We start from the raw sequence: 24,582 nt of genomic DNA on the forward strand, positions 1-24,582 counted from the left end.
CCGGTTTTCCGGCCCTTTCTCTTTGCCATTGCGGCACCGGCATTTTACCGCTACTTTAATCTCAGTCACTTTTACACCCTCATGGCGGAGTTTCCCCAGGTTGAAATACCTCGTCTCTTTTCGTAGCACTTTGAAAGTCTCGCGCTATCTTTTCCGCGCGCTGGCTCTGGTGCTTTGGCTGCTGATTGCTCTCTTTTCGGTGTTCTACATCGTCAACGCGTTGCGTGATAAAGAGTCGGAAATACGCCAGGAATTTAACCTCAGCGCCGATCAGGCGCAGCGGTATATTCAGCGCACCTCCGACGTCATGAAAGAGCTGAAATACATCGCTGAAAACCGTCTGACGGCAGAAAACGGTATTCTTGCCTCTCGTGGGCTGGATGCGAAAACTGATGTACCTGATTTTCAGCCGCTGTTCCCCGATTCTGACTGCTCGAAAATGGGCACGGCCTGGCGTGGTTCTCTGGAGTCACTGGCCTGGTTTATGCGCTACTGGCGGGATAACTTCTCGGCGGCTTACGACCTGAATCGCGTATTCCTGATTGGTAGCGAGAATCTTTGCGTGGCGGATTTTGGCCTGCGTGATGTGCCGGTCGAGCGCGACGAGACATTGAAAAGCCTGCATGAGCGCATTCTGAAATACCGCAACGCGCCGCAGGATGAACGTGGTAACAACCTGTACTGGATGAGCCAGGGGCCGCGTCCGGGAGTCGGCTATTTTTATGCGCTGACGCCGGTTTATCTGGGCAATCGTCTGCAGGCGTTGCTGGGAACGGAACAATCCATTCGGATGGAGAACTTCTTCACTCCGGGCAGTTTGCCGATGGGGGTGACCATCTTTGATGAAAGCGGACGCGCGTTAATTTCTCTGACCGGTGCGGAAAACCGTATCGAGGCGGATCCGCGCTGGCTGCAGGTGCGCTCCTGGTTTGGTTACACCTCCGGTTTTCATGACCTTATCCTCAAAAAAAGCCTGCCGCCTTCGCCGCTGAGTATCGTCTACTCGGTACCGGTGGATATGGTGCTTGAGCGTATTCGCATGCTGATCCTCAATGCGGTGCTGCTTAACATCCTTGTGGGGATTGCGCTGTTTACCCTTGCACGCATGTATGAACGGCGAATTTTTATTCCGGCGGAAACAGACGCCCAGCGTCTGGAAGAGCACGAGCAATTCAACCGTAAAATCGTCGCCTCAGCGCCGGTGGGGATCTGTATTTTACGTACCCAGGATGGCACCAACATTCTGAGTAATGAACTGGCGCATAACTACCTGAATATGCTCACCCACGAAGATCGGCAACGTCTGACGCAAATTATCTGCGGGCAGCAGGTAAACTTTGTGGATGTACTGACCAGCAACAATACCAATTTGCAGATAAGCTTCGTCCATTCCCGTTATCGCAACGAAAACGTGGCGATTTGTGTGCTGGTGGATGTGTCTGCGCGCGTCAAAATGGAAGAGTCGCTGCAGGAGATGGCGCAGGCGGCAGAGCAGGCGAGCCAGTCGAAATCGATGTTCCTGGCAACCGTCAGTCACGAACTGCGTACGCCGCTGTACGGCATTATTGGTAACCTCGATCTGCTGCAAACCAAAGATCTGCCGAAAGGCGTCGACCGTCTGGTGACGGCGATGAATAACTCGTCGAGTCTGCTGCTAAAAATCATCAGCGACATTCTCGATTTTTCGAAAATCGAATCTGAGCAACTCAAAATTGAGCCGCGTGAGTTCTCCCCGCGCGAGGTGATGAGTCATATCACCGCCAACTATGCGCCGCTGGTGGTCCGTAAGCAGCTCGGCCTTTACTGTTTTATCGAGCCGGACGTGCCTGCCACGCTGAATGGCGATCCGATGCGTCTGCAGCAGGTTATCTCCAACCTGCTCAGCAATGCCATTAAGTTTACCGATATCGGCTGCATTATTCTCCATGTCCGCCGGGATGAACACTATCTGAGTATCCGTGTGCGCGATACCGGCGTCGGGATCCCGGCCAAGGAAGTGGTGCGGTTGTTCGATCCCTTCTTCCAGGTGGGTACCGGTGTGCAGCGTAACTTCCAGGGGACCGGGCTGGGGCTGGCGATTTGCGAAAAACTGATCAGCATGATGGATGGCGATATTAGCGTCGATACCGAACCGGGTATGGGCAGCCAGTTTACCATCCGTATTCCGCTGTATAACGCCGTTGAGCTTGCGTCTGCGGATGTTGATGGCCTTGCGAATACCTGTTGTTGGCTGGCGGTACGCAATGCATTTCTTAACAGTTATCTGGAAACCTTGCTGGCGCATAATGGCATTCAGGTCCAGCACTATGATGGTCGCCCGCTGGGGGCAAACGACACCTTTATTACGGATGATGAACTGCCCGCGTCCTGGAGCGGGCGGGCTGCCGTCATGTTCTGCCGTCGCCATATTGGTATTCCGCTGGAGCGTACGCCAAATGAATGGCTGGTTAGCGTGGCGTCGCCGCATGATCTGATTGCGATCCTTGGGCGAATTCACCGTGTTGAGGTGGTAGTGCCGGAAGTCACTACCGCGCTGCCGCCGCCGGGCGCGGCCGAGGCGCGTAATGACGACATGATGATTCTGGTGGTCGACGACCACCCGATCAACCGCCGTCTGCTGGCGGATCAGCTCGGCTCGCTGGGGTATCAGTGCAAAACGGCAAACGACGGCGTAGATGCCCTGAATGTCCTGAGTAAAAACCCCATCGATATTGTGCTCAGCGACGTTAACATGCCGAACATGGACGGTTATCGCCTGACACAACGCATCCGTGAATTGGGGATGACCCTGCCGGTTATCGGCGTGACGGCGAATGCGCTGGCAGAAGAGAAACAGCGTTGTCTTGAGTCGGGTATGGATAGCTGCCTGTCGAAGCCGGTAACACTGGATGTGCTGAAACAGACGCTGGCGCTTTACAGTGCGCGAGTAAGAAAAGAGCGGCGATAAAAACAAACCCCGGCGGGAGCCGGGGTCGTAGGCATTACTCTTTTTCGGTCTGGGTCAGTGTGACCGAGGAGAGGTAATTCAGCAGGGCGATATCATTATCAACACCCAGTTTCATCATGGCAGATTTCTTCTGGCTACTGATGGTCTTGATACTGCGGTTCAGTTTCTTGGCGATTTCGGTGACCAGGAAACCTTCGGCAAACAGACGCAATACTTCACTCTCTTTCGGTGACAGACGTTTATCGCCATAACCACCGGCGCTGATTTTTTCCAGCAGGCGGGAAACGCTTTCCGGGGTAAATTTCTTGCCTTTCTGTAATGCAGCCAGCGCCTTAGGCAGGTCGGTTGGTGCGCCCTGTTTCAGCACGATCCCTTCAATGTCCAGATCCAGCACGGCGCTCAGAATAGCCGGGTTGTTGTTCATCGTCAGAACAATGATGGACAGGTTCGGGAAATGGCGTTTGATGTATTTAATCAGCGTGATGCCATCACCGTATTTATCGCCTGGCATTGACAGATCGGTGATAAGAACATTGGCCTCAAGTTTCGGCAGATTATTGATAAGTGCTGTAGAGTCTTCAAATTCACCGACTACATTCACCCATTCGATCTGTTCAAGTGATTTGCGAATACCGAACAGTACAATCGGATGGTCATCGGCAATAATTACGTTCATATTGTTCATGTATTGGGCTACCTTGCTACAGCAAGCTCTTGACGTAAGCGTCAATGTCGCTGATGTAATTTTCTATGCCTGGAACATCCTTCTCACGAATTAAATGCTCCAGCGTTTCACATAACTGCTTACCAGGAACCAGATTAAGCATGGCAAACACCCCTTTCAGGCGGTGTGCTGTCTGAGCCAGTGCAGCGAAATCGCTTGTCGCCGATTCAGTATACAACCTCTTAACATCATCCGGTACTGTGTCGACAAACAGCGCATAATAACCGCTGGCATGGAGTTCGGCATTTTCATCGCCCCCCAAAGGCGACTCCATAACGTCTTCCTGTGCCAGTTGCTCTTCTATAAGCTGCAATATTGCTTCCTGCATTGCATTGCTCATATTAAAGTTGACGCGCAATTGTCCGGGGCCAATTTTCCGCACGCCGACCTCATCATCGCTTAAAAGCAAGCCCGAGGATGTAAGATTAGACGGATTATCCGTTAAAAACAGGTCATATTCTTGACTTAACAGCCTTTCATCCGGAGAGATACAGCTTGCTCCCCAGTTTTCGAGCTGTCGAACCACAATATTGCGGATTTCGCTGGAGGTGATATCAATCATGGCGACCACGTCGTCCAGTAATTTCTCCTCGGCTTCCTCATGTTGAGCGCGCACTGCCATTTTCACGTGTAGTGAATAACGGGTACCGAGCTCCTCCCGTGCTTTAATATTTAAGTGACCACCGAGTTTTCTGGCCAGTTGATCGCATAGCCAGAAGGTGAGGGCATTGGCTTTACCATACTGATCGCCCTGAGTGGTATTGAGGAACGGGAAGTGCAGGTTGTCGATCTCGCTATTACTTACGCCATTGCCGGTGTCCAGGATACGGAAGGTCAGACGATCTTCCGCGGATTCGTCCATGCTCACTTCAAGAGTGATTTTGCCAATCTGCGTTGTCGTCACGGCGTACTGGATCAACAGCAGCAAAATACGTAGCAGGGCATCACGGTCGCCGTGGCGCTCTTCTTTAGCATGAAGATGGTTATTGATGAGCAGTTGTAGTCCCTTGCGCTTAATCACAGGCAGTACCTGCGGCACCACTTCATCAATTAAATCCTGAATGGAAAACAACGTGGATTGTCCTTTCCATGTGTCGTTTTCCAGCATATTGGCCAGTTGGATCTCATCCACCAGTCTCGCCAGCGCTTCGGCATGATCAGCAAGCTGGTTGCCCTCCTTATCGCTCAACGCAGCGGCTTCGCCAGCCAGGGCTTTGACAGGCTGCTTGAGTGCTTCGGCAATGTTTTGCATAAACGCTGCGCGACCTTGCTGATTTTTCTCATACAGGCGCTGCGCCTGTTTGAGCTTTTTATTCACCAGTACTTCTCTGTCCTGATCGCGGATGATGAAAATTTGCGTGCGCGACGCCACCTGGCTGCGGAACTGGCGAATTTCATACAATTCGTTATTGATAGTGGCCTGAATCACCCCCTGATGCTGATCGGCCATAGAGGTGATATTTTGCAAGTTGAGATGTGGCAGCAAATGATCGGCGATTTTATTGCTCAACACGGTGCGGTTGGCTTCCTGGTCATGTACCAGCAACCCTAACGGCAACAGAGAGACAATCTCTTCATTAAAGGCGCGCATAACGCGCAGCTCGTTACTGTTTCCCGCAGGGGCCAGTCCGTCGCTCTGACGGCCCGGCTGATGGCGGAACGTGGTATAGCCAAACAGCGCCAGCGCCAGCAGACCAATGTTCAACAACAGCGGCAACAGAATATTTTGCAAGGTCTCCAGCAGCAGCGTACCAAACGGCACCTGCCAGACCAGGCGCAGGCCGGTGGAGTTGAGCGAAGAGGCAATCTCGATTTTCGAGCTATTGAAATTGATGGTGACGCTGTCTGTGCTCTCTTTATCGGTGGAACGCAGATTATTTTGCGCGTTATCCGTATCGAGACGGAAGCTGTCCAACGACATATCCGGTGGGATTAGGTCGTTAATCGGCAGGTCAAATGCCACAACCGTCGCCAGATGACCGGGCTGATTAAACGTGGTGCGCAGGGTGAAATAGTGGCCATTCTGCCAGGAAAGGCGACGCAGTGCGGAGAAGCTCTCGCGTTCGTCCAGCGCGTTAGCTTGTTGCAACATCTCCGCGCGGCGTGAATCGACGATGCTGCCAATTGCGGACTCTTTAAACCCGGAGGAGAGATCTTTCAACGGCAGAGTAGAGATCAGGATCATGCTGTTGTCCTGACCATTGAGGTAGTACATTGACCAGGGAACGGTCTCCGCGCCCCACAGGGTATCCAGATAGGTGGAGATTCGCTGCGTCATTTCCAGCGTCGAACTGTCATGGGAGCCGAAGATCAGCGCTTCTGTTTTACGTCGCGGCTTCTCCAGATAGTAAACGTCCTGCTTAAGGCGGGTTTCCTGTAAACCATCACTTGAACTGCCAGAGGTCGCTGCCGCGATGTTGTCGTAGATTTGCCAGGTAGCGTAGCGCCAGGTATCAATGCGCTTGTGCATTGCATGAGTGATATCGACAACCTGATAGCTTTTATCTTTTAGCCAGGCATTAACGGCGCTTTGTATCATTACGCCCAACGTGACCAGCAGGACAATGATCAATAGAAGAAAGAAGCGGGTGATGTTGCCCGGTATCAGAGAAAATTTTCCTGGGGTCATGGTGTCCGATCGACTCATTCGTGTGTGTAACCCGTAATGACAACACTGCAGATTACTACTCAGTATCCGCGTTGAGACAATGTTGCTGCCATGCCGTAAGAACCTGCCAGCAATGACGGCGGTCTTGCCGGCGTGATGTTGCAGAGCTGTGTACAGCAGGCAGTATATCGGGTAATGAATGAATTTCCAGACTCTCGTTCGGGCAAATGTCTTGCAGACGAACGAAAAAAGCTCGCCTAAACCAGATGCTAAAAAATGTACAATTCATGCGATTCTGTACAGATATTTACCGCTTCGTTGGGAAAAATCGCACTAAATAACAAGAAAATAAAAAATGGATTATCTTTTTGCACTGTACCTGGCACGAATATTGTTTAATTAATAGTCATTACAAATTCTTTCATTTAGCACAAATTGAATTTATTTACGTAAAGAAAGGTAAAAAAAAACCGAATGCCAGGCATTCGGTCCTAATAGGGGTAAACAGACATTCAGAATCGAATGACGGTAATAAATAAAGTTAATGATGATAGCGATGATTATATTAGTGTGGAATTTATCATTTGGTTTTGCATTCAGTGCTAAAAACATGTAAATCACTTAACTCATTGTTTTTATTGTATCTTAAATTATATTTTGATTATTTGTGCTTTATTATTTAGCTATTTGTGCTAAAAAAAGTTCCCCTGAATTTACAAATTGAAACATCTATAATGCAATATGAAACATCTTCAAAGTTTTCGTATCATATTCTTATTGGATTATTCTGTATTTTTAAGGAGAATGAACTTGCAGGCTGATTAATAGGATTGATCAGTGAGCAGTGGCTATAAAAACGCATATAACCGAGGGTTAATAACATGAAAGTTAAAGTACTGTCCCTCCTGGTACCAGCACTGCTGGTAGCAGGCGCAGCAAATGCAGCGGAAATTTATAATAAAAACGGCAACAAATTAGATTTGTACGGTAAAGTCGACGGTCTGCATTATTTCTCCGATGATAAAGGCGCTGATGGCGATCAGACATACGTACGTTTCGGCTTCAAAGGCGAAACCCAGGTAAACGACCAGATCACTGGTTACGGTCAGTGGGAATACAACGTTCAGGCAAACGACACTGAAGGTTCAAGCGATCAGGCCTGGACTCGTCTGGCATTCGCTGGTCTGCGTGTCGGTGATGCGGGTTCTTTCGACTATGGTCGTAACTACGGCGTGATCTATGACGTAACGTCCTGGACCGACGTCCTGCCGGAATTCGGTGGGGATACCTACGGCGCTGATAACTTCATGCAATCCCGTGCTAACGGCGTTGCAACTTACCGTAACACCGACTTCTTCGGTCTGGTTGATGGCCTGAACTTTGCTCTGCAGTATCAGGGCAAAAACGGCAGCGTCGGCGGTGAAAACAGCACAGGTCGTAGCACGCTGAAACAGAACGGCGACGGCTTCGGCGCGTCTCTGACCTACGATCTGGGTGCTGGCTTTAGCGCAGGCGCTGCAATGTCTACCTCTAAACGTACTGCTGACCAGAATGCGGCTGGCGTTTATGGTAGCGGCGACAATGCAGACGTTTATAGCGGCGGTCTGAAATATGACGCCAACAACATCTATCTGGCGGCGCAGTACACCCAGACCTACAACGCAACCCGTTTCGGTAACTCTCAGAACAACAGCACCGTTTATGGTTTTGCGAACAAAGCGCAAAACTTTGAAGTGGTTGCTCAGTACCAGTTCGACTTCGGTCTGCGTCCGTCCGTTGCTTACCTGCAGTCTAAAGGTAAAGACGTTACCAACGGTACGACCGATTTCGGCGACCAGGATCTGCTGAAATATGTTGATGTTGGCGCGACTTACTACTTCAACAAAAACATGTCCACCTATGTTGATTACAAAATCAACCTGCTGGATGACAACACCTTCACTCGTCAGGCTGGTATCAGCACCGACAACGTTGTTGCCCTGGGCCTGGTTTACCAGTTCTAAGCAGCAATTCTCGACAAAGGGGCCCTCTGGCCCCTTTTTTTATGGCTGAACCCCGTCTCACCCTCGTTAAATTTGGTGTACTCTGGCGGCGCAAAACGGATAGGGAAAAGACGATGGCGACGACATTTCTGCGTGCAGGCCTGCTGCTTGCGCTCGCATTATTAAACGGATGCGATAACCCCGCCTCCCAGGTGGAACCCCCCACGGTGCTTGAAGGCAAAACGATGGGCACCTTCTGGCGCGTGAGCGCCATCGCGTTAAGCCCGGAGAAAGCGAAAAGCCTGACGCAGAAAATTCAGGCGCAGCTTGATGCCGACGATCAAGCGCTATCAACGTGGAAACCCGATTCGGCGCTAATGCGCTTTAACCATTCTGCCAGTCTGGCGCCGTGGCCGGTGAGCGCCGATATGGCTGATATTGTCACCGCCGCATTGCGCGTTGGAGCCCACACGCAGGGGGCAATGGATATCACGGTTGGACCGCTGGTAAATTTATGGGGCTTTGGGCCGGACAAGCAGCCCAACAAAGTGCCGGATCAGGCGCAAATCGATGCGGCCAAAGCGCGTACCGGGTTACAACATCTTAAGGTCATTAACGAGGCGCAACAGCAGTATCTGCAAAAAGATCTGCCGGATCTTTTCGTCGATCTCTCGACCGTTGGCGAAGGGTATGCCGCCGATCATCTTGCGCGACTGATGGAGCATGAAGGGATCTCGCGCTATCTGGTGTCGGTGGGGGGAGCGCTGGTCAGTCGGGGTATGAACGGGCAGGGGCAACCCTGGCGTGTAGCGATACAAAAGCCGACCGACCAGGAAAATGCGGTGCAGGCGGTGGTGGATATTAATGGCCACGGCATCAGCACCTCTGGCAGCTATCGCAACTACTATGAGCTGGACGGTAAACGCATTTCCCACGTGATTGACCCGCAGACCGGCCGCCCCATTGAGCATAATCTGGTCTCGGTGACGGTGATTGCCCCCACAGCACTGGAAGCTGATGCCTGGGATACCGGCCTGATGGTGCTTGGCACGGCGAAAGCGCAGGATATCGTGCGCAAAGAGGGGCTGGCGGTCTATATGATCATGCGGGAAGGTGACACGTTTACCACCTGGATGTCGCCACAGTTTTCTGCGTTTCTGCTCAACGAGAAAAATTAGACAGCAAGAATGCGGGTTTTTTCGTCCGGGCTATCGGGCACAGTGAAGCTATGCTTGAAAGAGGAGCCTGAGATGAAAACATCCACGACGTTATATCAACAACCGTTGACCGATGAACAATGCTGGCAGGCTGTCTGCGCGCGTGATGCCAGCCACGACGGGCAATTTGTCTTCGCGGTACGAACCACCGGCATTTTTTGCCGCCCCTCCTGCCGTTCACGCCGTCCCCTGCGCGAGAATGTCGGTTTTTACCCCGATGCCGACACCGCGCAGGCTGCCGGGTTTCGCCCCTGCAAACGCTGTCAGCCTGAAAGAGCGGACCCGCAGCAGCAACGGATTGCAAAAGTGGAAAAGGCCTGTCGCTTGCTGGAACAGGAGGGGAGTGTGACCCTGGAAACTCTGGCGGATGCCGTCGCCATGAGCCCCTGGCATTTCCACCGGCTGTTTAAGTCCGTAACCGGCATGACGCCGAAAGCCTGGCAGCTTGCTTTTCGTGCGCAGCGTCTGCGCAACGCGCTTAATGAAAGCGCCACGATCACCGATGCGGTACTGGCGGCAGGGTTTCCCGATAACAGCAGCTACTATCGGCAGGCTGACGCCGCGCTGGGAATGACGGCGCGCCAGTATCGGCGCGGCGGTGACGATACGGATGTCTGCTATGCCCTGAGTCATTGTTCTTTAGGGCATTGCCTGGTGGCGCAAAGTGAACGCGGGATCTGCGCCATTTTGCTGGCTGATAACGAGGACGCACTGCTGGAGGAATTGCGAAGTATCTTCCCCGGCGCCCGACGCGAGCAGGCAGATGAAAGGTTTGTTGAACAGGTTGAGGAGGTCGTGAGGCGCATTGATAATCCGGCGTCACCTTTTACGCTGCCTCTGGACTTGCGCGGTACGGCATTTCAGCTCCAGGTCTGGAACGCGCTGCGCGCCATCCCGGTGGGGGAAACCGTCAGTTATCAGTCGCTGGCAAACACCCTTGGTAAGCCGGGGGCGGTGCGTGCCGTCGCCCGCGCCTGTGCGGCGAACAAGCTTGCCATTGTTGTGCCTTGTCATCGGGTGGTTCGCTCCGATGGCGGGCTGTCCGGTTATCGTTGGGGGGCGACGCGTAAAGCCCGCCTTCTGCGGCAGGAATCAGAATCGAAGGAGACATAATGCTCGATTTATTTGCCGATGAAGAACCCTGGCAAGAACCTCTCGCCCCCGGCGCGGTGGTCCTGCGGCGTTTTGCGCTGGCAAAAGCACAGGCTTTACTGGCGGGCATTGAGGCAGTAACGCAGGTGTCGCCGCTGCGTCATATGGTAACGCCCGGCGGCTACACCATGTCGGTGGCGATGACCAACTGCGGCGAAGTGGGCTGGACGACCGACGCCAGAGGGTATCTCTATTCCGGGATTGATCCACAAACGGGCAATCCCTGGCCTGCTATCCCTGATGCTTTTGCGACGCTTTGCCATGATGCGGCGGTGGCGGCAGGCTATGCGGATTTCAGACCGGATGCCTGCCTGATTAACCGTTATGTACCCGGTGCGAAACTCTCGTTGCATCAGGATAAAGACGAACCGGATTTACGTGCGCCTATCGTCTCTGTCTCGCTTGGCCTGCCGGCGGTGTTCCAGTTTGGTGGCCTTAAACGCAATGACCCCATACAACGTTTAATGCTTGAGCACGGCGACGTGGTGGTGTGGGGTGGGGCGTCACGACTGTTTTATCATGGCATTTTACCGCTTAAACCGGGGCATCATCCGGCGACCGGAGAGTGCCGTTTTAACCTCACTTTTCGCCAGGCAAGAAAGATTGAATAAAAATAAGAATTATTCTTGATGTAAACAATCAGCCGTTTAAACTGCTGGCTGTTTTGGTTGACCGGGTTTTGTGATGGAACTTCTCCTGCTGGTCTGGCGGCAGTACCGCTGGCCTTTTATCGCCGTTATCGCGCTAACGCTGCTTAGCGCCGCGCTGGGCATCGGGCTTATTGCCTTTATCAATCTCCGCCTGATTGAAACGGTGGATATGTCGCTGGCCGTGTTGCCGGAGTTCCTGGGTTTACTTCTGTTGCTGATGGCGGTGACGCTGGGGTCTCAACTGGCATTGACCACCCTCGGCCACCATTTTGTCTATCGCCTGCGCGGTGAGTTTATCAAACGCATACTCGACACCCCTGTTGAGCGTATTGAGAAGCTTGGCAGTGCCACGCTGCTGGCCGGGCTGACCAGCGACGTGCGTAGTATTACCATTGCGTTTGTGCGTCTGCCGGAACTGGTGCAGGGGATTATTCTGACGATTGGCTCTTCGGCGTATCTGGCCTGGTTGTCCGGTAAAATGCTGGTCATCACCGCGCTGTGGATGGCACTGACTATCTGGGGCGGATTTATTCTGGTCTCCCGCGTTTATAAACATATGGCGACGCTGCGTGAAACCGAAGACAAGCTGTACAACGACTTTCAGACCGTACTGGAAGGGCGCAAAGAGCTGACCCTTAATCGCGAACGTGCCGGGCATGTCTATAACAATCTGTATCTGCCGGATGCCCGCGAATATCGCCACCACATTATCCGTGCTGACACTTTCCACCTGAGCGCGGTGAACTGGTCGAATATTATGATGTTGGGGGCGATTGGCCTGGTGTTCTGGATGGCAAACAGTCTGGGGTGGGCGGATACCAATGTCGCGGCGACCTACTCATTGACACTTTTGTTCCTGCGCACCCCTCTGCTCTCAGCCATTGGTGCGCTGCCGACACTATTGAGCGCGCAGGTGGCGTTCAATAAACTTAAACAGTTCTCGCTGGCGCCGTATCAGCCTGAATTCCCGCGACCGCAGCTTTACCCGAACTGGGAAACGCTGGAACTGCGCGATGTCACTTTTACCTATCAGGACAAAACGTTTTCCGTGGGGCCGATTAACCTGACGCTCAGGCGCGGCGAACTGGTCTTCCTGATTGGCGGCAATGGCAGCGGTAAATCGACGCTGGCGATGTTGTTAACCGGGTTGTATGAACCAGTTTCTGGCGAAATTCTGCTGGACGGTAAGCCGCTGGCAAAGGAAAAACCGGAGGATTATCGCAAGCTGTTTTCCGCCGTGTTTACCGATGTCTGGCTGTTTGATCAACTGCTGGGCGCGGAGGGTCAACAGGCGGATCCGGCGCTGGTGGACCACTGGCTGCAACAGCTGAAAATGGCGCACAAGCTGGAGCTCAAGGATGGCAAAATCCTCGATCTGAAACTGTCGAAAGGGCAGAAAAAGCGAGTCGCGCTACTGCTGGCACTGGCGGAAGACCGCGATATTTTGCTGCTTGATGAGTGGGCTGCCGACCAGGATCCGCACTTCCGTCGCGAGTTCTACCAGGTGCTGTTACCGCTGATGCAGGCGATGGGGAAAACCATTTTCGCCATCAGCCACGATGATCATTACTTTATCCATGCCGATCGTTTGCTGGAAATGCGTAACGGTCAATTAAGCGAACTGACCGGGGAGGAGCGTGAGCTCGCCTCCCGCGATGCGGTTGCCCGCACGGCTTGATGGTTAATTTTCGGGCGGAAACGTCCGGAAAATCCGCAACATATCTCTCTTTTACCCATCTGTACGCACAGCTTATTAATATTTACATCACCTGCCGCTATGCTTAGACCTGTACGCCTTCATCTCATAAAGGTGAGTTACTACGCAGGGAACGTCCAATGTCTGTCAGCAAAAAAAGCAGTAGCAGATTACGCGATCAGGAACGTGCGCGTTTAATCTGGCTTCTCACCACCGAAAAATCACTCACCGCAACGTTGCTTGGCGAGTTAACTCTGGCGGAACAATTTGACGCCGATAAGCTCAGCAGTGACATGGCTGAGGTCAACGCATTGGTGGCGCATTTACCGGCGCCGGATTTAGCCGATACCCTCGAAGGGTTGCCGATAGACGGGCGTCTTGCCCTGTGGCGACTGGTAGAAGATGACAAGCGTGGCAAAGTCTTGCTGGAAGCGTCGGAAAACGTCTGGGAAGACCTGATTGATGGAATGAGTGATAAGGCGTTGCTGGATGCATTGCAAACGCTGGATATCGACGACCAAATCTGGCTGGTGCAGCATCTGCCGCGTAATCTGACCGGGCGTCTGCTGGCAACACTGCCGGCAACCGATCGCGCCCGGGTACGCCAGGTGATGCGCTACGGCAAAGACTGCGTTGCGGCGATCATGGAGTTTGAAGTGATCACCGTGCGTCCGAATTTGACGCTGGCCACCGTACAGCGCTATTTACGCAGGCTGGGCAAGATGCCGGAAAACACCGACAAACTCTTCGTCACCGGACGTGACGGCATACTGCTTGGCGAGCTGGCGCTGCAAACCATCTTACTGAAAGGCAGTGCCTGCCGGGTAGGCGAGGTGATGAATGACGATCCGGTCACCTTTTCGCCTGATGAACAGGCGCAAGACGCGGCGCATACCTTTGAACGCGATGACTTAATTAGCGCGGCTGTTACCGATACCGACGGCAAACTCATTGGCCGCCTCACCATCGACGACATCGTGGATGTGGTCTACGAAGAGACTGACAACGATTTACGTCAGATGGGCGGTCTGAGTGCCGAAGAGGATGTCTTTGCGCCAGTGACCCGTGCGGTGAAAAACCGCTGGGCATGGCTGGCGATTAATCTGTGCACGGCATTTATTGCTTCACGGGTGATTGACGGTTTTGAACACACCATTTCACAGCTGGTAGCGCTGGCCGCGTTGATGCCTATTGTTGCCGGTATCGGCGGAAACACCGGTAATCAGACCATCACAATGATTGTTCGCGCCCTGGCGTTGCAGACCATTCAACCGGGCAATTTTCGCTTTTTAGTCTTGCGTGAAATGGGTGTGGCGTTGGTGAACGGTCTGGTGTGGGGAGGGATCATGGGGGGCGTTACCTGGCTGCTCTATGATGATGCTGCGCTGGGTGGCGTGATGACGCTGGCGATGGTGCTCAACTTGCTGATGGCGGCGTTGATGGGCGTGCTTATCCCGATGACAATGGTACGTTTCGGGCGTGACCCGGCGGTCGGCTCGAGCGTGATGATCACGGCGATTACCGACACCGGGGGCTTTTTTATTTTTCTTGGGCTGGCGACGATTTTTCTGCTGTAGCGCCACGCGCGTTATGTAAACGTGCAGGAAGGAGAGCCATCGCAATCATCCCTGCCAGTACGCCAATCGCCAGATTGCCGGTACTGATGGTTGCCGCAACGGTGACAATCATCACCACGGTTTCGGCAATCGGCGCGCGTTGCAGCGTTGCCGGATAGAGGCTATGCCAGCTAAAGGTTTTACAGGCGACAATGGTCATAATGCCCGCCAGGACCACCATCGGAATTTCCGCCATTACCTCGCTCAGTGCCGTCACCAGCAATAAGAGTACCAGCCCCGCCACGATGGTGGATACGCGGCTGCGTCCTTTGCCCATTTCTACATTGACGATGGTCTGCCCAATCATCGCGCAACCCGCGATACCACCGTAAAAACCCGCGAGAATATTGGCGATCCCCAGCCCGGCGCTTTCCCGGCTTTTGCTGGATGGCGTATGGGTTAAATCATCCACCAGACGTGCGGTCAACAATGATTCCAGCAGGCCAACAAAGGCGATACTGAGCGCGCAGGGCCAGATAATGCCGAGGGTGGTGAGGTTAAAGGGTACTCGCCATTCGGTGAAGCCAGGCAGGCCGCCTTGCATGGGGCCTTCGTCGCCCACGGTGGGCAGCGTTTGTCCGGTGAGGATGGTAAATAAGGTCAGCACCACGATAGCCACCAGCGGTGCGGGCACGCTTTTCACCCAGCGCGGCCACCACAGGACAATCAGCACTGTCAGGACGAAGAGCGCGAGGATCAGCGGTTCGCGGCTCCAGAAATGAGGCACCTGGGCGAAGAAAATCAAAATACCCAGCGCATTCACAAAGCCTGTCATCACTGCTTGTGGCACGAAGCGCATCAGACGCGCCATTCGCGTTAAGCCAAAGATAATTTGTATGACGCCTGCAAGCACGACGGCGGGCAGAATGTATTCCACGCCGTGTTGGTGAACCATCGGGCCAATCACCAGCGCAACTGAACCGGCCGCTGCGGTTACCATCGCCGGTCGCCCGCCCAGCAACGACATGCTGATGCACAGCACCACGGAGGCCAGCAGGCTGACTTTGGGATCGACGCCCGCGATCACCGAGAAGGAGATCACTTCCGGAATCAACGCCAGCGCGGTAATCACACCCGCCAGCGCTTCGCGTGTCATCAATTGAGGGGAGCGCAGCACATGGCTAACCCGACCCGTCGGGGAGAATAATTTTTCAGTCATAACTTTTTGCAGGGGTGATTAACGACAGGCATCAATAAATGGATGGGATGTCATGTGTTTGACAAAGCGAAGAATACTACTGTTTCTTTGCAAAAGTTGCCAGTAAACATGGTTATTTTTAATGCAATTATTAAACTTATTAATAACATTTATGCAATGACTATTTAATGTTTAAACATTATTTAAATCCTCTTTCCCCCGTGCTAGGTTAGATGCGCTAACGAAGTTACCCGCGATAACTGCTAATAAAGCAGCACTAAAAGTAAGGCATTAACATTATGAAAAGAATGACTGCCAGACTGTTTTCGATGGCTGTCGGGCTTAATGCTGTCTCCGCGGCAGCAAAAGCTAACGCATCGAAAGAGCAGGAAACGGATGTGCTTTTAATCGGTGGTGGGATCATGAGCGCCACGTTGGGAACCTACCTCCAGGAGCTGGAGCCCAACTGGTCTATCACCATGGTGGAACGGCTGGACGCGCTGGCGCAAGAGAGCTCCAACGGCTGGAATAATGCCGGTACGGGGCACGCCGCCTTGATGGAACTGAACTACACCCCGCAAAACCAGGATGGAACAATCAGCATCAAAAAGGCGATTGAGATTAACGAAGCGTTTCGTATCTCTCGTCAGTTCTGGGCGCATCAGGTGGAAACCGGTGTGCTGAGCGAACCGCGCTCATTCATTAATACCGTCCCGCACATGAGTCTGGTGTGGGGCGATGATAACGTTAACTTCCTGCGTGCCCGCTACAAAGCGTTGCAGCAAAGTACGTTATTCCGTGGCATGCGCTATACGGAAAACCATGAGCAGATCCGCGCGTGGGCGCCGCTGGTTATGGAAGGGCGTGACCCGCAGCAGAAAGTGGCGGCGACGCGGACGGAAATCGGTACCGATGTGAATTTTGGCGAGATTACCCGTCAGCTTATTCATTCCTTACAACGCAAAGACAACTTCTCGCTGAAGCTGGGCAGTGAAGTCCGCAGCATCAAACGCAATGCGGATAACACCTGGAATGTGACCATTGCCAGCCTGAAAAACAGCGGCGTCGATCAGGTCATCAAGGCCAAATTTATCTTTATTGGCGCTGGTGGCGCCGCGCTGAAACTGTTGCAGGAATCCGGTATCCCGGAAGCGGCGGAATACGCGGGCTTCCCGGTCGGCGGCCAGTTCCTGGTCTCCGAAAACCCTGACGTGGTGAATAGCCATCTGGCGAAGGTCTACGGTCAGGCGACGGTGGGCGCGCCACCGATGTCGGTGCCGCATATCGATACGCGTATCATTGATGGCAAACGTGTGCTGCTGTTTGGACCGTTCGCCACCTTCTCAACGCGCTTTTTGAAAAATGGCTCGCTGTGGGATCTGCTGCGCTCAACTAACAGTTCTAACTTCCTGCCTATGTTAAGCGTCGGGATGACCAATTTCAGCCTGGTGAAATACCTGATGAACCAGGTGCTGCAAAACGACGACGATCGCTTTGATGCCCTGTGTGAGTACTATCCGCTGGCTAAAAAAGAGGACTGGCGTTTGTGGCAGGCCGGGCAGCGCGTGCAGATCATCAAACGCAATGCGAAGAAATTGGGCGAACTTCGTCTGGGCACCGAAGTGGTGAGCGATAAAGAGGGCACTATCGCTGCGCTGTTGGGCGCATCGCCGGGCGCGTCCACCGCCGCACCGATCATGCTGGAACTGATGCAGAAGGTCTTCCCGGAAAAAGTCGCCTCTCCTGAGTGGCAGGCGAAACTCAAAGAGATCATTCCGTTCCTCGGCGTGAAGCTTGACGGCAATGTTGAAGCCTCGGATGAAGAGTTGCATTACACCAGTCGCGTGCTGGGGCTGAAATGCGACGAATCGCCGCTGGCGGATGCTACGCCGCCGGTACGAAAACCCTCGCATGTTGTGCCGGCGGAGAATGAACCCGCGGCGGATATTGCGCTGTAATCGAAAAACCTGCTTCGGCAGGTTTTTTTGTCGCAACGTTTAAGCGACTTAAATCTGTTTCGTTACCATTGATGTTTTTCACAGGTCCATTGGTGCGCTCTTCATTGCCACGGCAACTGCCCTCAGTCTTACGGCGGGCTTTTGCAGTAGCACGTTGCGCTCGGGAGCGTCGGGTCTGAACGGTCTCTTAGAGACGATTTATCCTCTTTAGCACCCTCATGATTTATTTACTTTTTTGTATAGGTAGAGGATGCTTATTTGCGATAAATATCATTTTTCGCCTCTAAGGATCCTCTTTTGACACGTTTTCTTCTTACTGCAACGTTTGCCGCCGTGCTTGTTGGCTGTGCTACGCCAAAACCCACCATCCCTTATGTCAATTACCAACGCATTGCTCTTGCCGATGTCGCGGCAAACAAATGTGTCTCGCTTGGCTTTCTGGATTATCAGATTGCTGCAGCAGCGAAAAATTACGCAGCGCGCGATTTAAATAGCTGGACTTATGACCCGGTGTTTTATCAGACCACATTCAATGAAATGTCAGCAGCGGCAGAAAAAACGCCACCAACAAAAGCACAGTGCGATAGCTTTGCCGTCGCCATTGTCCAACGTCAGCAGCAAGAACAGCATAATTATCAGCAGCAACAGCTTGCCGCACAGCAACAACAGGCGCTCAGTCAGTCTTTGCAAACTCTCCAGAACTCGATGCCGAAAACCACCTACTGCAATAAAATTGGCTGGCAAACGGTGTGCAATACCTATTGATTTCGCCGCCAGTAGCGCCGGGCAAAGGGGGGCAATACCTCATCGGTGGAGAGTCTGATTTGCCAGCAACAGCAGCAAAATCACAACCATCATTCCCCCTGAAACCCTACTGACCACCTCTGCTGCCTGCGGTCAGATAGCCGTCTCGATAGTCGCTGTTCTGGTCGATATTTTGCTGACCATCCGGGCGCAACAATAAGGTGTCTGCCGCCTTCTTTTTCCGCCATAAAATATATGAACGGCACGTGATTAAGATTAATCTGAGTCATTGCTGAATATTTGTTTCTATTATTACGCGGCTAAAAAGTTAGGTTTATTATTAGCTTCTTCCTTAATAAGGGCGCATGTTTATTAACATCATTGCGGAGCAAAGAATGGGACTTCCGGTATCTGGTGTGGCTTCGACTTATTCAGATTTCTTTATCAATAAAATGACTGCAAGCGGCGATCTTTACACCCATACGGCGTATACCGCCGCTTTATTGCCGCGTGAACGCTGGCATGCCGTACCGCTTGGCACAAAACTAAAACTGACATACCAGGGGCGGTCGGTCATCGTTAAAGTGAATGATCGTGGGGCTGGCGATGGTTCAATGGCGCGTGTTCTTGATTTAAGTCGAGCTGCGTTTGCTTATCTGAGTGACCGGCCGATAAATGCTATTACCGATAAAACTGCAGGCTTGATTACATTACAATCCATCATCGTTGTGCCAGCCAGCACGCTACAGGGACCTGTAACCCCATGAAGACTGTATTTGCTATTCCTTTTTTTGCCCTGGGTTTTATCAGCAGTATTGCCGTGCAGGCAGCGGAAAACAAAACGCCTGATGCGATTAATCGCATCATGGCGGAACCGGTACGTAATTTGAGTCTCATGGATGCCGATCCTCAGGGGGCATTGCGCTGGGTCGTCTGGCAGGAAGGGCGGGCAGATTCCAGCGTTTCTTACCTTGCGCTATTCAAGCAGGATAAAGGGGCTGCATCATCGGTGTGGTCAACAAGCTGGCCGGACGCCTGGTCACCTGCGTTGCAACCTCTGCCTGAATGGCGCTGGCAAGGAAATGCTCTTTTGGCCGTGACGCTTCAATTTGGTGCCGCAGCCGGGCAAGTTGAACTGTATGGACTGGATACACAAAACCGACCAATAAAACTGGCAGAAAAGACGGCAGCCAGCGTCAGTTGGAAAATCAATGAATCCGGTCAGCGATTGTTAGTCCTTTATGAACCTAAACCGACTGCGCTCAAAGCGAGCTGTTATGGCTGGCGGGAAAACACCAACAAATTGATGCCTCAGTCTTGTAATTGACAGGGACAGGTCTTTCGGTACTCATTTCTGCTCGGGGTTATCGTCGGTATTCGATAAAAGATCGTTCAGTGTTTCGAAATCAATTTCTGATTCAGCGTCATCCAGCAACTGGGTGACGGAAAGCAGATCGGTAAATTCACTGAGCAGCATTTCGGCGTCGGATTTAAGCGGCGTGTCGGAGACATCCACCGCCGTGTTGATGGCTTTCTTTACGTTTTCAATAATCTCGCGGACGCCGCCGTTTTTCCCCAGCGTCAGCACCAGGGCGCTAAGTAACAGTGACTGTGCCTCTACGCGAGCAGTCAACTGTTTCGCCTCCGCATCCATCTTTGAAATCTTTGCGATCATACTGATAATGACGTTTTTCATGTGATTCCCTGCCTTTGATCCGCATGAGTCTTGGCTATCTACAAGAAGTAAGCATGGCGTTATGTAAGCCTAAATGAGCTTAGGATATTTCACGCGTTGAAAAATGCTGAGCCGGACACAGATGTGAAAAGATCTGTATCAGGAATCAGGCGAAAACCACTCTGGCATCTGATCACAAACGCGTTATCCGCACTGTTTTTCATCGATAAGGGGAGAGCACGCTAAAGACGTGAGAGTATTGCGGGCATTAAAAAACCCGCAAACTCAGAGAGATTGCGGGTTCTTAAGGGGTAACCGATCGCGTAAAAGCTTACCGGCGAAATATTTGGTCGGCACGAGAGGGAACGGTTTTATGAGTTAACCTTTTAATTTTTAATTAAAAATTTTGTTTTTTATGCCTTATACCTTGCCTGAAATAGAAAATTACAAGCACCGTCTGACACAGGTACTGAAAATTTTGTTTCACCCAAAAACTACGATGCCTATACCCCCTCAGAACAATGTCATAGGGTTATAGGCATTAAGCTATTATTTGTTTTTAACTTACGTTGCTCATCGAGAAAGTAGAACTCTGCTTTCTGAACAATCGATCCAGAAGATGTGTCCATGGATGATCGACAAAAGAAGCAAACATATAGGAAAGTATAAGAGTAGATGTAATATATAAGAAGAATGTTATGGATAGGGAACCTGTTTTAAGGAAAATAAATGAAGCAATGCTATTGATAGTTAAGAAGTGTATCAGGTATAAACCAAAAGAAATATCGCCAAGTTTTATAAAAACGGGGTTTGAAAAAATCTTAGCAACGAAATTGTTCATCGATACACTTGCTAATAATAAAAATGCAGCAATGGGATACGCGGTGTTGATTGAAAATGGCATAAGAATTGGTGGAAGAGCTAACGCTGCCATTGATAAGGCTAGAATAAGAAAAGTGATACTTACCAACAAAGGGAGGTTGCGGTGCTTGCTTATAAGCAAGCCAAGCGCTGCGCCAAGCATAAATTCAAAGTAGTGTGTATTGTAGGAAAAAAACAATAGCACTGCTAAGGAAAAAACTTGAGCATAAAAGTTAATGAACTTACATCCAATTGCAAAAGCAATAACAATAATTACTGCGAATAACTCATACGATATCGTCCATAAATTGGAGTTATATGTGAGAGTTGGATCAAAAGATACGAAGTCTGTCCAGATAGATTCAATAATAGCAAGTTTGAGGTCTGGCTGAAATGTATACCACCTAGCAAGCCAATCTGAGTGAGTTGCAACAGATGCTTCTGCGTTATAGAAAAGACCAAATCTGTGAATTAAATATGCAAAAAAACATACGCACATAATAGGGATACTTAATCTTAAAAAGCGCTTTACGGAAGCATTTAACCCTTTTTTAAACGAAGATAAATAAAATTTCTTAAAGAATATATAACCACTTAAAACGAAAAATAAAGCTACAGCATAATGACCATTCCACATTGAACTTAGAAGAGAATGGTTGATCGGTTTTTCATAGGAGATGAACTGGTTATCAAAAGATCTAAAAAAATGAAATAGCGCTACAGATAAAGCAGCGATACCTCTAATACCATCGAGGTGTAAATTTCGTCCACCAGGAGCAACAGAGGTTGTTAGATTATTTTTTTGTGGATTCATTAACTATTGTTCCGATTTAGCTACATTCTAAATTAACTTTAACATTAGCAGCATGTTTCCGTCGACACTTATGCCTGACTTGCTCTCAATTATTAACATACCGCATTGTTAAAAAAGTCTTCATCAGCAATCTGAAGGTATACCCATGAAGAAGCCTTTTCCGACGAACAGATTATCAGTATCTTCCTCGAGGCCGAAGCAAGTGCTTCTGCCTGTGAGTTTTGCTGTAAAAATGACATACATCATCTTCTATATATGTTGGTAGGTGGAAACACCATTTATCTTTGGGCCTCTGAACGGGAGCGCAGAAAACGAGGAGCCTGCAGAAGAGTTACCAGCAGTTACGTTGAGTCGTAATCATCTCATTCGTCAGCGGACTTGATTTGAACTTTATGTTAGCAACCCGTAATTCGCGAAACTGATGGGCCACTCCTTCATGATAAAGTGGTTGGCTGGTATCAATGGCCTGGTTTTTAACCAATTGTTTTATTATCACCAAATTTCAGGTATAAAAAAACCAACCGTAAGAGGTTGGTTTTTTTAGGGAATTTTGGTCGGCACGAGAGGATTTGAACCTCCGACCCCTGACACCCCATGACAGTGCGCTACCAGGCTGCGCTACGTGCCGATTTGTGGCGGTAATAGTACCCTTTTCAGCGCTGATTGCAAGTGAGGGGACAGCTAACTGATTCATAAATAATCAATCAGTTAGCGATAAACCGTTTTTCATCTGTCAGGACCTGTAGCAGCAAACTCAATTGCGGTTTCTGATCCTGAACTTTTTCACCCTGCGGATTCCAGGTCTGATAGCTGCCGTTCTGATTGAGCACCAGCGTCATCTGTGGCGTCGTAATCGCCAGCGCATCGCCGCTTGCTGCGGTGACCCAGGTATGGCGTCGCGTTGCGTTAAACAGATCCTGGCCCTGCGAATACTCGTTTGCTGGCGTACTGACATGTAACAGGCGCTGCATCAGCGTCGTCATCACGTCTTTATGATCGGTCAGCTTGTTGATGCGCTGTGCAGGTGTGCCCGGCCAGTGAATCACCAGCGGCACATGTAGATTATCGCGCGACCAGGCAAAGTCAGTGGCCGACCGATCGGCAGGCATGCCGTGACCCGCGGTGATGATCACAACCGTATCATCCAACTTGCCCGATTCGCGCAGCGCATCCAGTAAGCGGTTGATCTGCGTATCGACATCGGTAACGGCGCGACCATAGCGACGGGCAAAATTCTGCTGATTGCTCTCTGGCAGGTTGGTGCCGTTCAACGCCACCCAGGAGAACCAGCGGTTATCGTCCTGAGCATAATGACCCAGCCAGTCAATCCATTGATCGGCGGTCTGCGCGTCTGTCTGCGTTTTTGCCGCAGGCAGCGAGAAATCCGAAAGCAATGCCTGACGATACAACGCGCTACTGAACCCGTCGGAAGAGAACAAACCTAACTGATAACCTTGCTGATTGAGCGCAGAGATCAGCGCAGCAGGCACGCGTGCCGACAGCACCCCGTCCATGTAGCTCGGCGAAATACCGTAAAACAGGCCAAAATAGCCGCTGTCTGCCGTGTTGCCAGAGCTCATATGCTGCGTGAAGGTCACGTTCTGTTGCGCAAACGCGGCAAGTGCCGGCATCTGTTTTTCGTAACCTGAATAATTCAGGCCATCAACGGTAATCAGCAGAACGTTTTGCCCGGGCCCCATATCCAGATAGCGCAGATCGCTCAATGGATACTGTACCGAAACGGCTTCCGGGCTACCTTGTTCAATCAGGCGACGCTGATAATCCTGCGCATCCAGCAGGCCATGTTTCTCCAGGAAGCGGCGTGCCGTCATCGGGTAGGAGAGAGGCAGGTTCGCCCGCTGCATGGTGATAGGGCGATAGAAGTTGGCGTCCGCCCAGATATACATAACGTGGGTGGCAATGAAGGCTACGAAAAAGAACCCTGCCACGGGTTTTGCAAAGCGCCGCCGCCGGGTTAGGCTGCGAAGTTTTTGCCAGCTCCAGGTGGCGAACAGCATCTCAATGAGCAGGATAACCGGCACACCGATAAACATGAGCTGCCAGTCACGCGCCGTCTCATTCTGATCGGGGTTGATCACCAGTTCCCAGACGATGGGATTGAGATGCAGGTGGAAACGGGTAAAAACTTCGCTGTCGATAAGTAACAGTGTCATGCCCGTGGTCGCCAGAATAACGGACAGGAAGCGCATCAGGCGTTGGGACATCACCACAAAGGTGAGGGGGAATAAAATCAGTAAGTAGGTGGCGAACACCAGAAAGCTGAAATGACCGACCACGCTCAGGTAAGAGTAAATCCGCCCGGCAAGCGTTGTCGGCCAGTCGGCGACAAACAGATAGCGACTACCGACCACAATGGACAATAAAATATTGAACAGGGCGAACCAGTGCCCCCAGCTTACCATCTGGGAGACTTTTTCACGGTAGGGCTGACGATGAGTCACCATAACTTGTCGCTGTTTACCTTAATGCGCTTTATCGTCATTAACGGACGACTGCAATGCCTGGGCGAAAGATTTTGCGATGGCCTGGCGTTGAGCAGGGGCGATGCTGGTATTGATCAAGTTCGTCACCATGTTCCCCAGAACCATCAGGGAAAGGTCGGTCGGAGACTTGTGTTTTTCCAGCACGTTGGCCAGCTCACTTAGCAGTTGTTCAACGTGTTCATCACTATAGCGGGAAATTTGTGGCATAAATCGAAATCAGTTATTCATAAAGGGCAACATATTACCGTAGCAACAGCTTTTTTTCTGCTTTTTTATCAGCAGTTGCACAGTTGCTT

General features: G+C 51.4%; 18 protein-coding genes and 1 tRNA gene. 11 read left to right on the top strand and 8 right to left on the bottom strand.

Annotated elements, in window-relative coordinates; genetic code table 11:
- Positions 1-100 precede the first annotated feature (100 nt).
- Complete coding sequence (gene rcsC / locus ABU190_RS01845; RefSeq protein ID WP_296429372.1) at positions 101-2,947, top strand: two-component system sensor histidine kinase RcsC; 2,847 nt, start codon at positions 101-103, stop codon at positions 2,945-2,947.
- A 34-nt stretch (positions 2,948-2,981) separates the two neighbouring features.
- Here rcsC and rcsB read toward each other — a convergent pair whose 3' ends face one another.
- Positions 2,982-3,632 carry a response regulator transcription factor RcsB gene (gene rcsB / locus ABU190_RS01850; protein WP_039079923.1) on the bottom strand — a complete coding sequence of 217 codons (651 nt, stop codon included), beginning with the start codon at positions 3,630-3,632 and terminating at the stop codon, positions 2,982-2,984.
- Positions 3,633-3,648: 16 nt separating this feature from the next.
- Positions 3,649-6,318, bottom strand: coding sequence for a phosphotransferase RcsD (gene rcsD / locus ABU190_RS01855; protein WP_354690223.1), 2,670 nt, complete (start codon positions 6,316-6,318; stop codon positions 3,649-3,651).
- A gap of 842 nt (positions 6,319-7,160) precedes the next feature.
- On the opposite strand from rcsD, the gene ABU190_RS01860 reads away from it, so the two are divergent.
- The 6 genes from ABU190_RS01860 (at position 7,161) to mgtE (ending at position 14,553) form a co-directional block, all read left to right on the top strand.
- Entirely contained in the window at positions 7,161-8,282 is a 1,122-nt protein-coding gene (locus ABU190_RS01860) for a porin OmpC (protein WP_079496265.1), read from the top strand.
- Between the two features lie 113 nt (positions 8,283-8,395).
- Complete coding sequence (apbE, locus tag ABU190_RS01865) at positions 8,396-9,439, top strand: FAD:protein FMN transferase ApbE (RefSeq protein WP_354690224.1); 1,044 nt, start codon at positions 8,396-8,398, stop codon at positions 9,437-9,439.
- A gap of 72 nt (positions 9,440-9,511) precedes the next feature.
- Positions 9,512-10,591 carry a bifunctional DNA-binding transcriptional regulator/O6-methylguanine-DNA methyltransferase Ada gene (gene ada / locus ABU190_RS01870; RefSeq protein ID WP_107223783.1) on the top strand — a complete coding sequence of 360 codons (1,080 nt, stop codon included), beginning with the start codon at positions 9,512-9,514 and terminating at the stop codon, positions 10,589-10,591.
- Positions 10,591-11,241 carry a DNA oxidative demethylase AlkB gene (gene alkB / locus ABU190_RS01875; protein WP_079496267.1) on the top strand — a complete coding sequence of 217 codons (651 nt, stop codon included), beginning with the start codon at positions 10,591-10,593 and terminating at the stop codon, positions 11,239-11,241. Before ada ends, alkB begins: the two co-directional genes overlap by 1 nt.
- 73 nt (positions 11,242-11,314) lie before the next feature.
- Positions 11,315-12,958, top strand: a complete 1,644-nt coding sequence (locus ABU190_RS01880; protein ID WP_354690225.1) for a multidrug ABC transporter permease/ATP-binding protein — start codon at positions 11,315-11,317, stop codon at positions 12,956-12,958.
- A gap of 158 nt (positions 12,959-13,116) precedes the next feature.
- Positions 13,117-14,553, top strand: a complete 1,437-nt coding sequence (gene mgtE, locus ABU190_RS01885) for a magnesium transporter (protein ID WP_071195666.1) — start codon at positions 13,117-13,119, stop codon at positions 14,551-14,553.
- Here the strand turns inward: mgtE and ABU190_RS01890 are convergent.
- A complete protein-coding gene (locus ABU190_RS01890; protein ID WP_354690226.1) occupies positions 14,516-15,751 on the bottom strand; it encodes a SulP family inorganic anion transporter in 1,236 nt (411 codons plus the stop codon). The genes mgtE and ABU190_RS01890 overlap by 38 nt on opposite strands.
- Before the next feature lie 278 nt (positions 15,752-16,029).
- Between ABU190_RS01890 and mqo the strand changes: the two genes are divergently transcribed.
- From mqo to ABU190_RS01910, 4 genes are all read left to right on the top strand, one after another.
- Complete coding sequence (gene mqo, locus ABU190_RS01895) at positions 16,030-17,688, top strand: malate dehydrogenase (quinone) (protein ID WP_039079932.1); 1,659 nt, start codon at positions 16,030-16,032, stop codon at positions 17,686-17,688.
- A 297-nt stretch (positions 17,689-17,985) separates the two neighbouring features.
- Entirely contained in the window at positions 17,986-18,453 is a 468-nt protein-coding gene (locus ABU190_RS01900) for a hypothetical protein (protein WP_296429407.1), read from the top strand.
- Positions 18,454-18,797: 344 nt separating this feature from the next.
- Positions 18,798-19,199, top strand: coding sequence for a septal ring lytic transglycosylase RlpA family protein (locus tag ABU190_RS01905; protein ID WP_354690227.1), 402 nt, complete (start codon positions 18,798-18,800; stop codon positions 19,197-19,199).
- Positions 19,196-19,759 (top strand): hypothetical protein, encoded by a 564-nt coding sequence (locus ABU190_RS01910; protein WP_354690228.1) that lies wholly within the window; start codon positions 19,196-19,198, stop codon positions 19,757-19,759. Before ABU190_RS01905 ends, ABU190_RS01910 begins: the two co-directional genes overlap by 4 nt.
- Positions 19,760-19,780: 21 nt before the next feature.
- On the opposite strand, the gene iraP is transcribed toward ABU190_RS01910, so the two are convergent.
- The 5 genes from iraP to ABU190_RS01935 all read right to left on the bottom strand — a co-directional run bounded on the left by iraP (position 19,781) and on the right by ABU190_RS01935 (position 24,493).
- Positions 19,781-20,128, bottom strand: a complete 348-nt coding sequence (iraP, locus tag ABU190_RS01915; protein WP_039079935.1) for an anti-adapter protein IraP — start codon at positions 20,126-20,128, stop codon at positions 19,781-19,783.
- 538 nt (positions 20,129-20,666) lie between these two features.
- Positions 20,667-21,782 (bottom strand): acyltransferase, encoded by a 1,116-nt coding sequence (locus tag ABU190_RS01920; RefSeq protein WP_354690229.1) that lies wholly within the window; start codon positions 21,780-21,782, stop codon positions 20,667-20,669.
- Positions 21,783-22,333: 551 nt separating this feature from the next.
- Positions 22,334-22,410: transfer RNA gene (locus ABU190_RS01925), tRNA-Pro, on the bottom strand.
- Positions 22,411-22,486: 76 nt separating this feature from the next.
- On the bottom strand, positions 22,487-24,247 hold the full coding sequence (gene yejM, locus ABU190_RS01930; RefSeq protein ID WP_354690230.1) for an LPS biosynthesis-modulating metalloenzyme YejM: 1,761 nt from the start codon (positions 24,245-24,247) through the stop codon (positions 22,487-22,489).
- Positions 24,248-24,265: 18 nt separating this feature from the next.
- Positions 24,266-24,493 carry a YejL family protein gene (locus tag ABU190_RS01935; RefSeq protein ID WP_039079937.1) on the bottom strand — a complete coding sequence of 76 codons (228 nt, stop codon included), beginning with the start codon at positions 24,491-24,493 and terminating at the stop codon, positions 24,266-24,268.
- Positions 24,494-24,582: the final 89 nt, after the last annotated feature.

It is taken from the genome of Phytobacter sp. RSE-02 (assembly GCF_040578655.1).
GTDB classification, from domain to species: domain Bacteria; phylum Pseudomonadota; class Gammaproteobacteria; order Enterobacterales; family Enterobacteriaceae; genus Phytobacter; species Phytobacter diazotrophicus.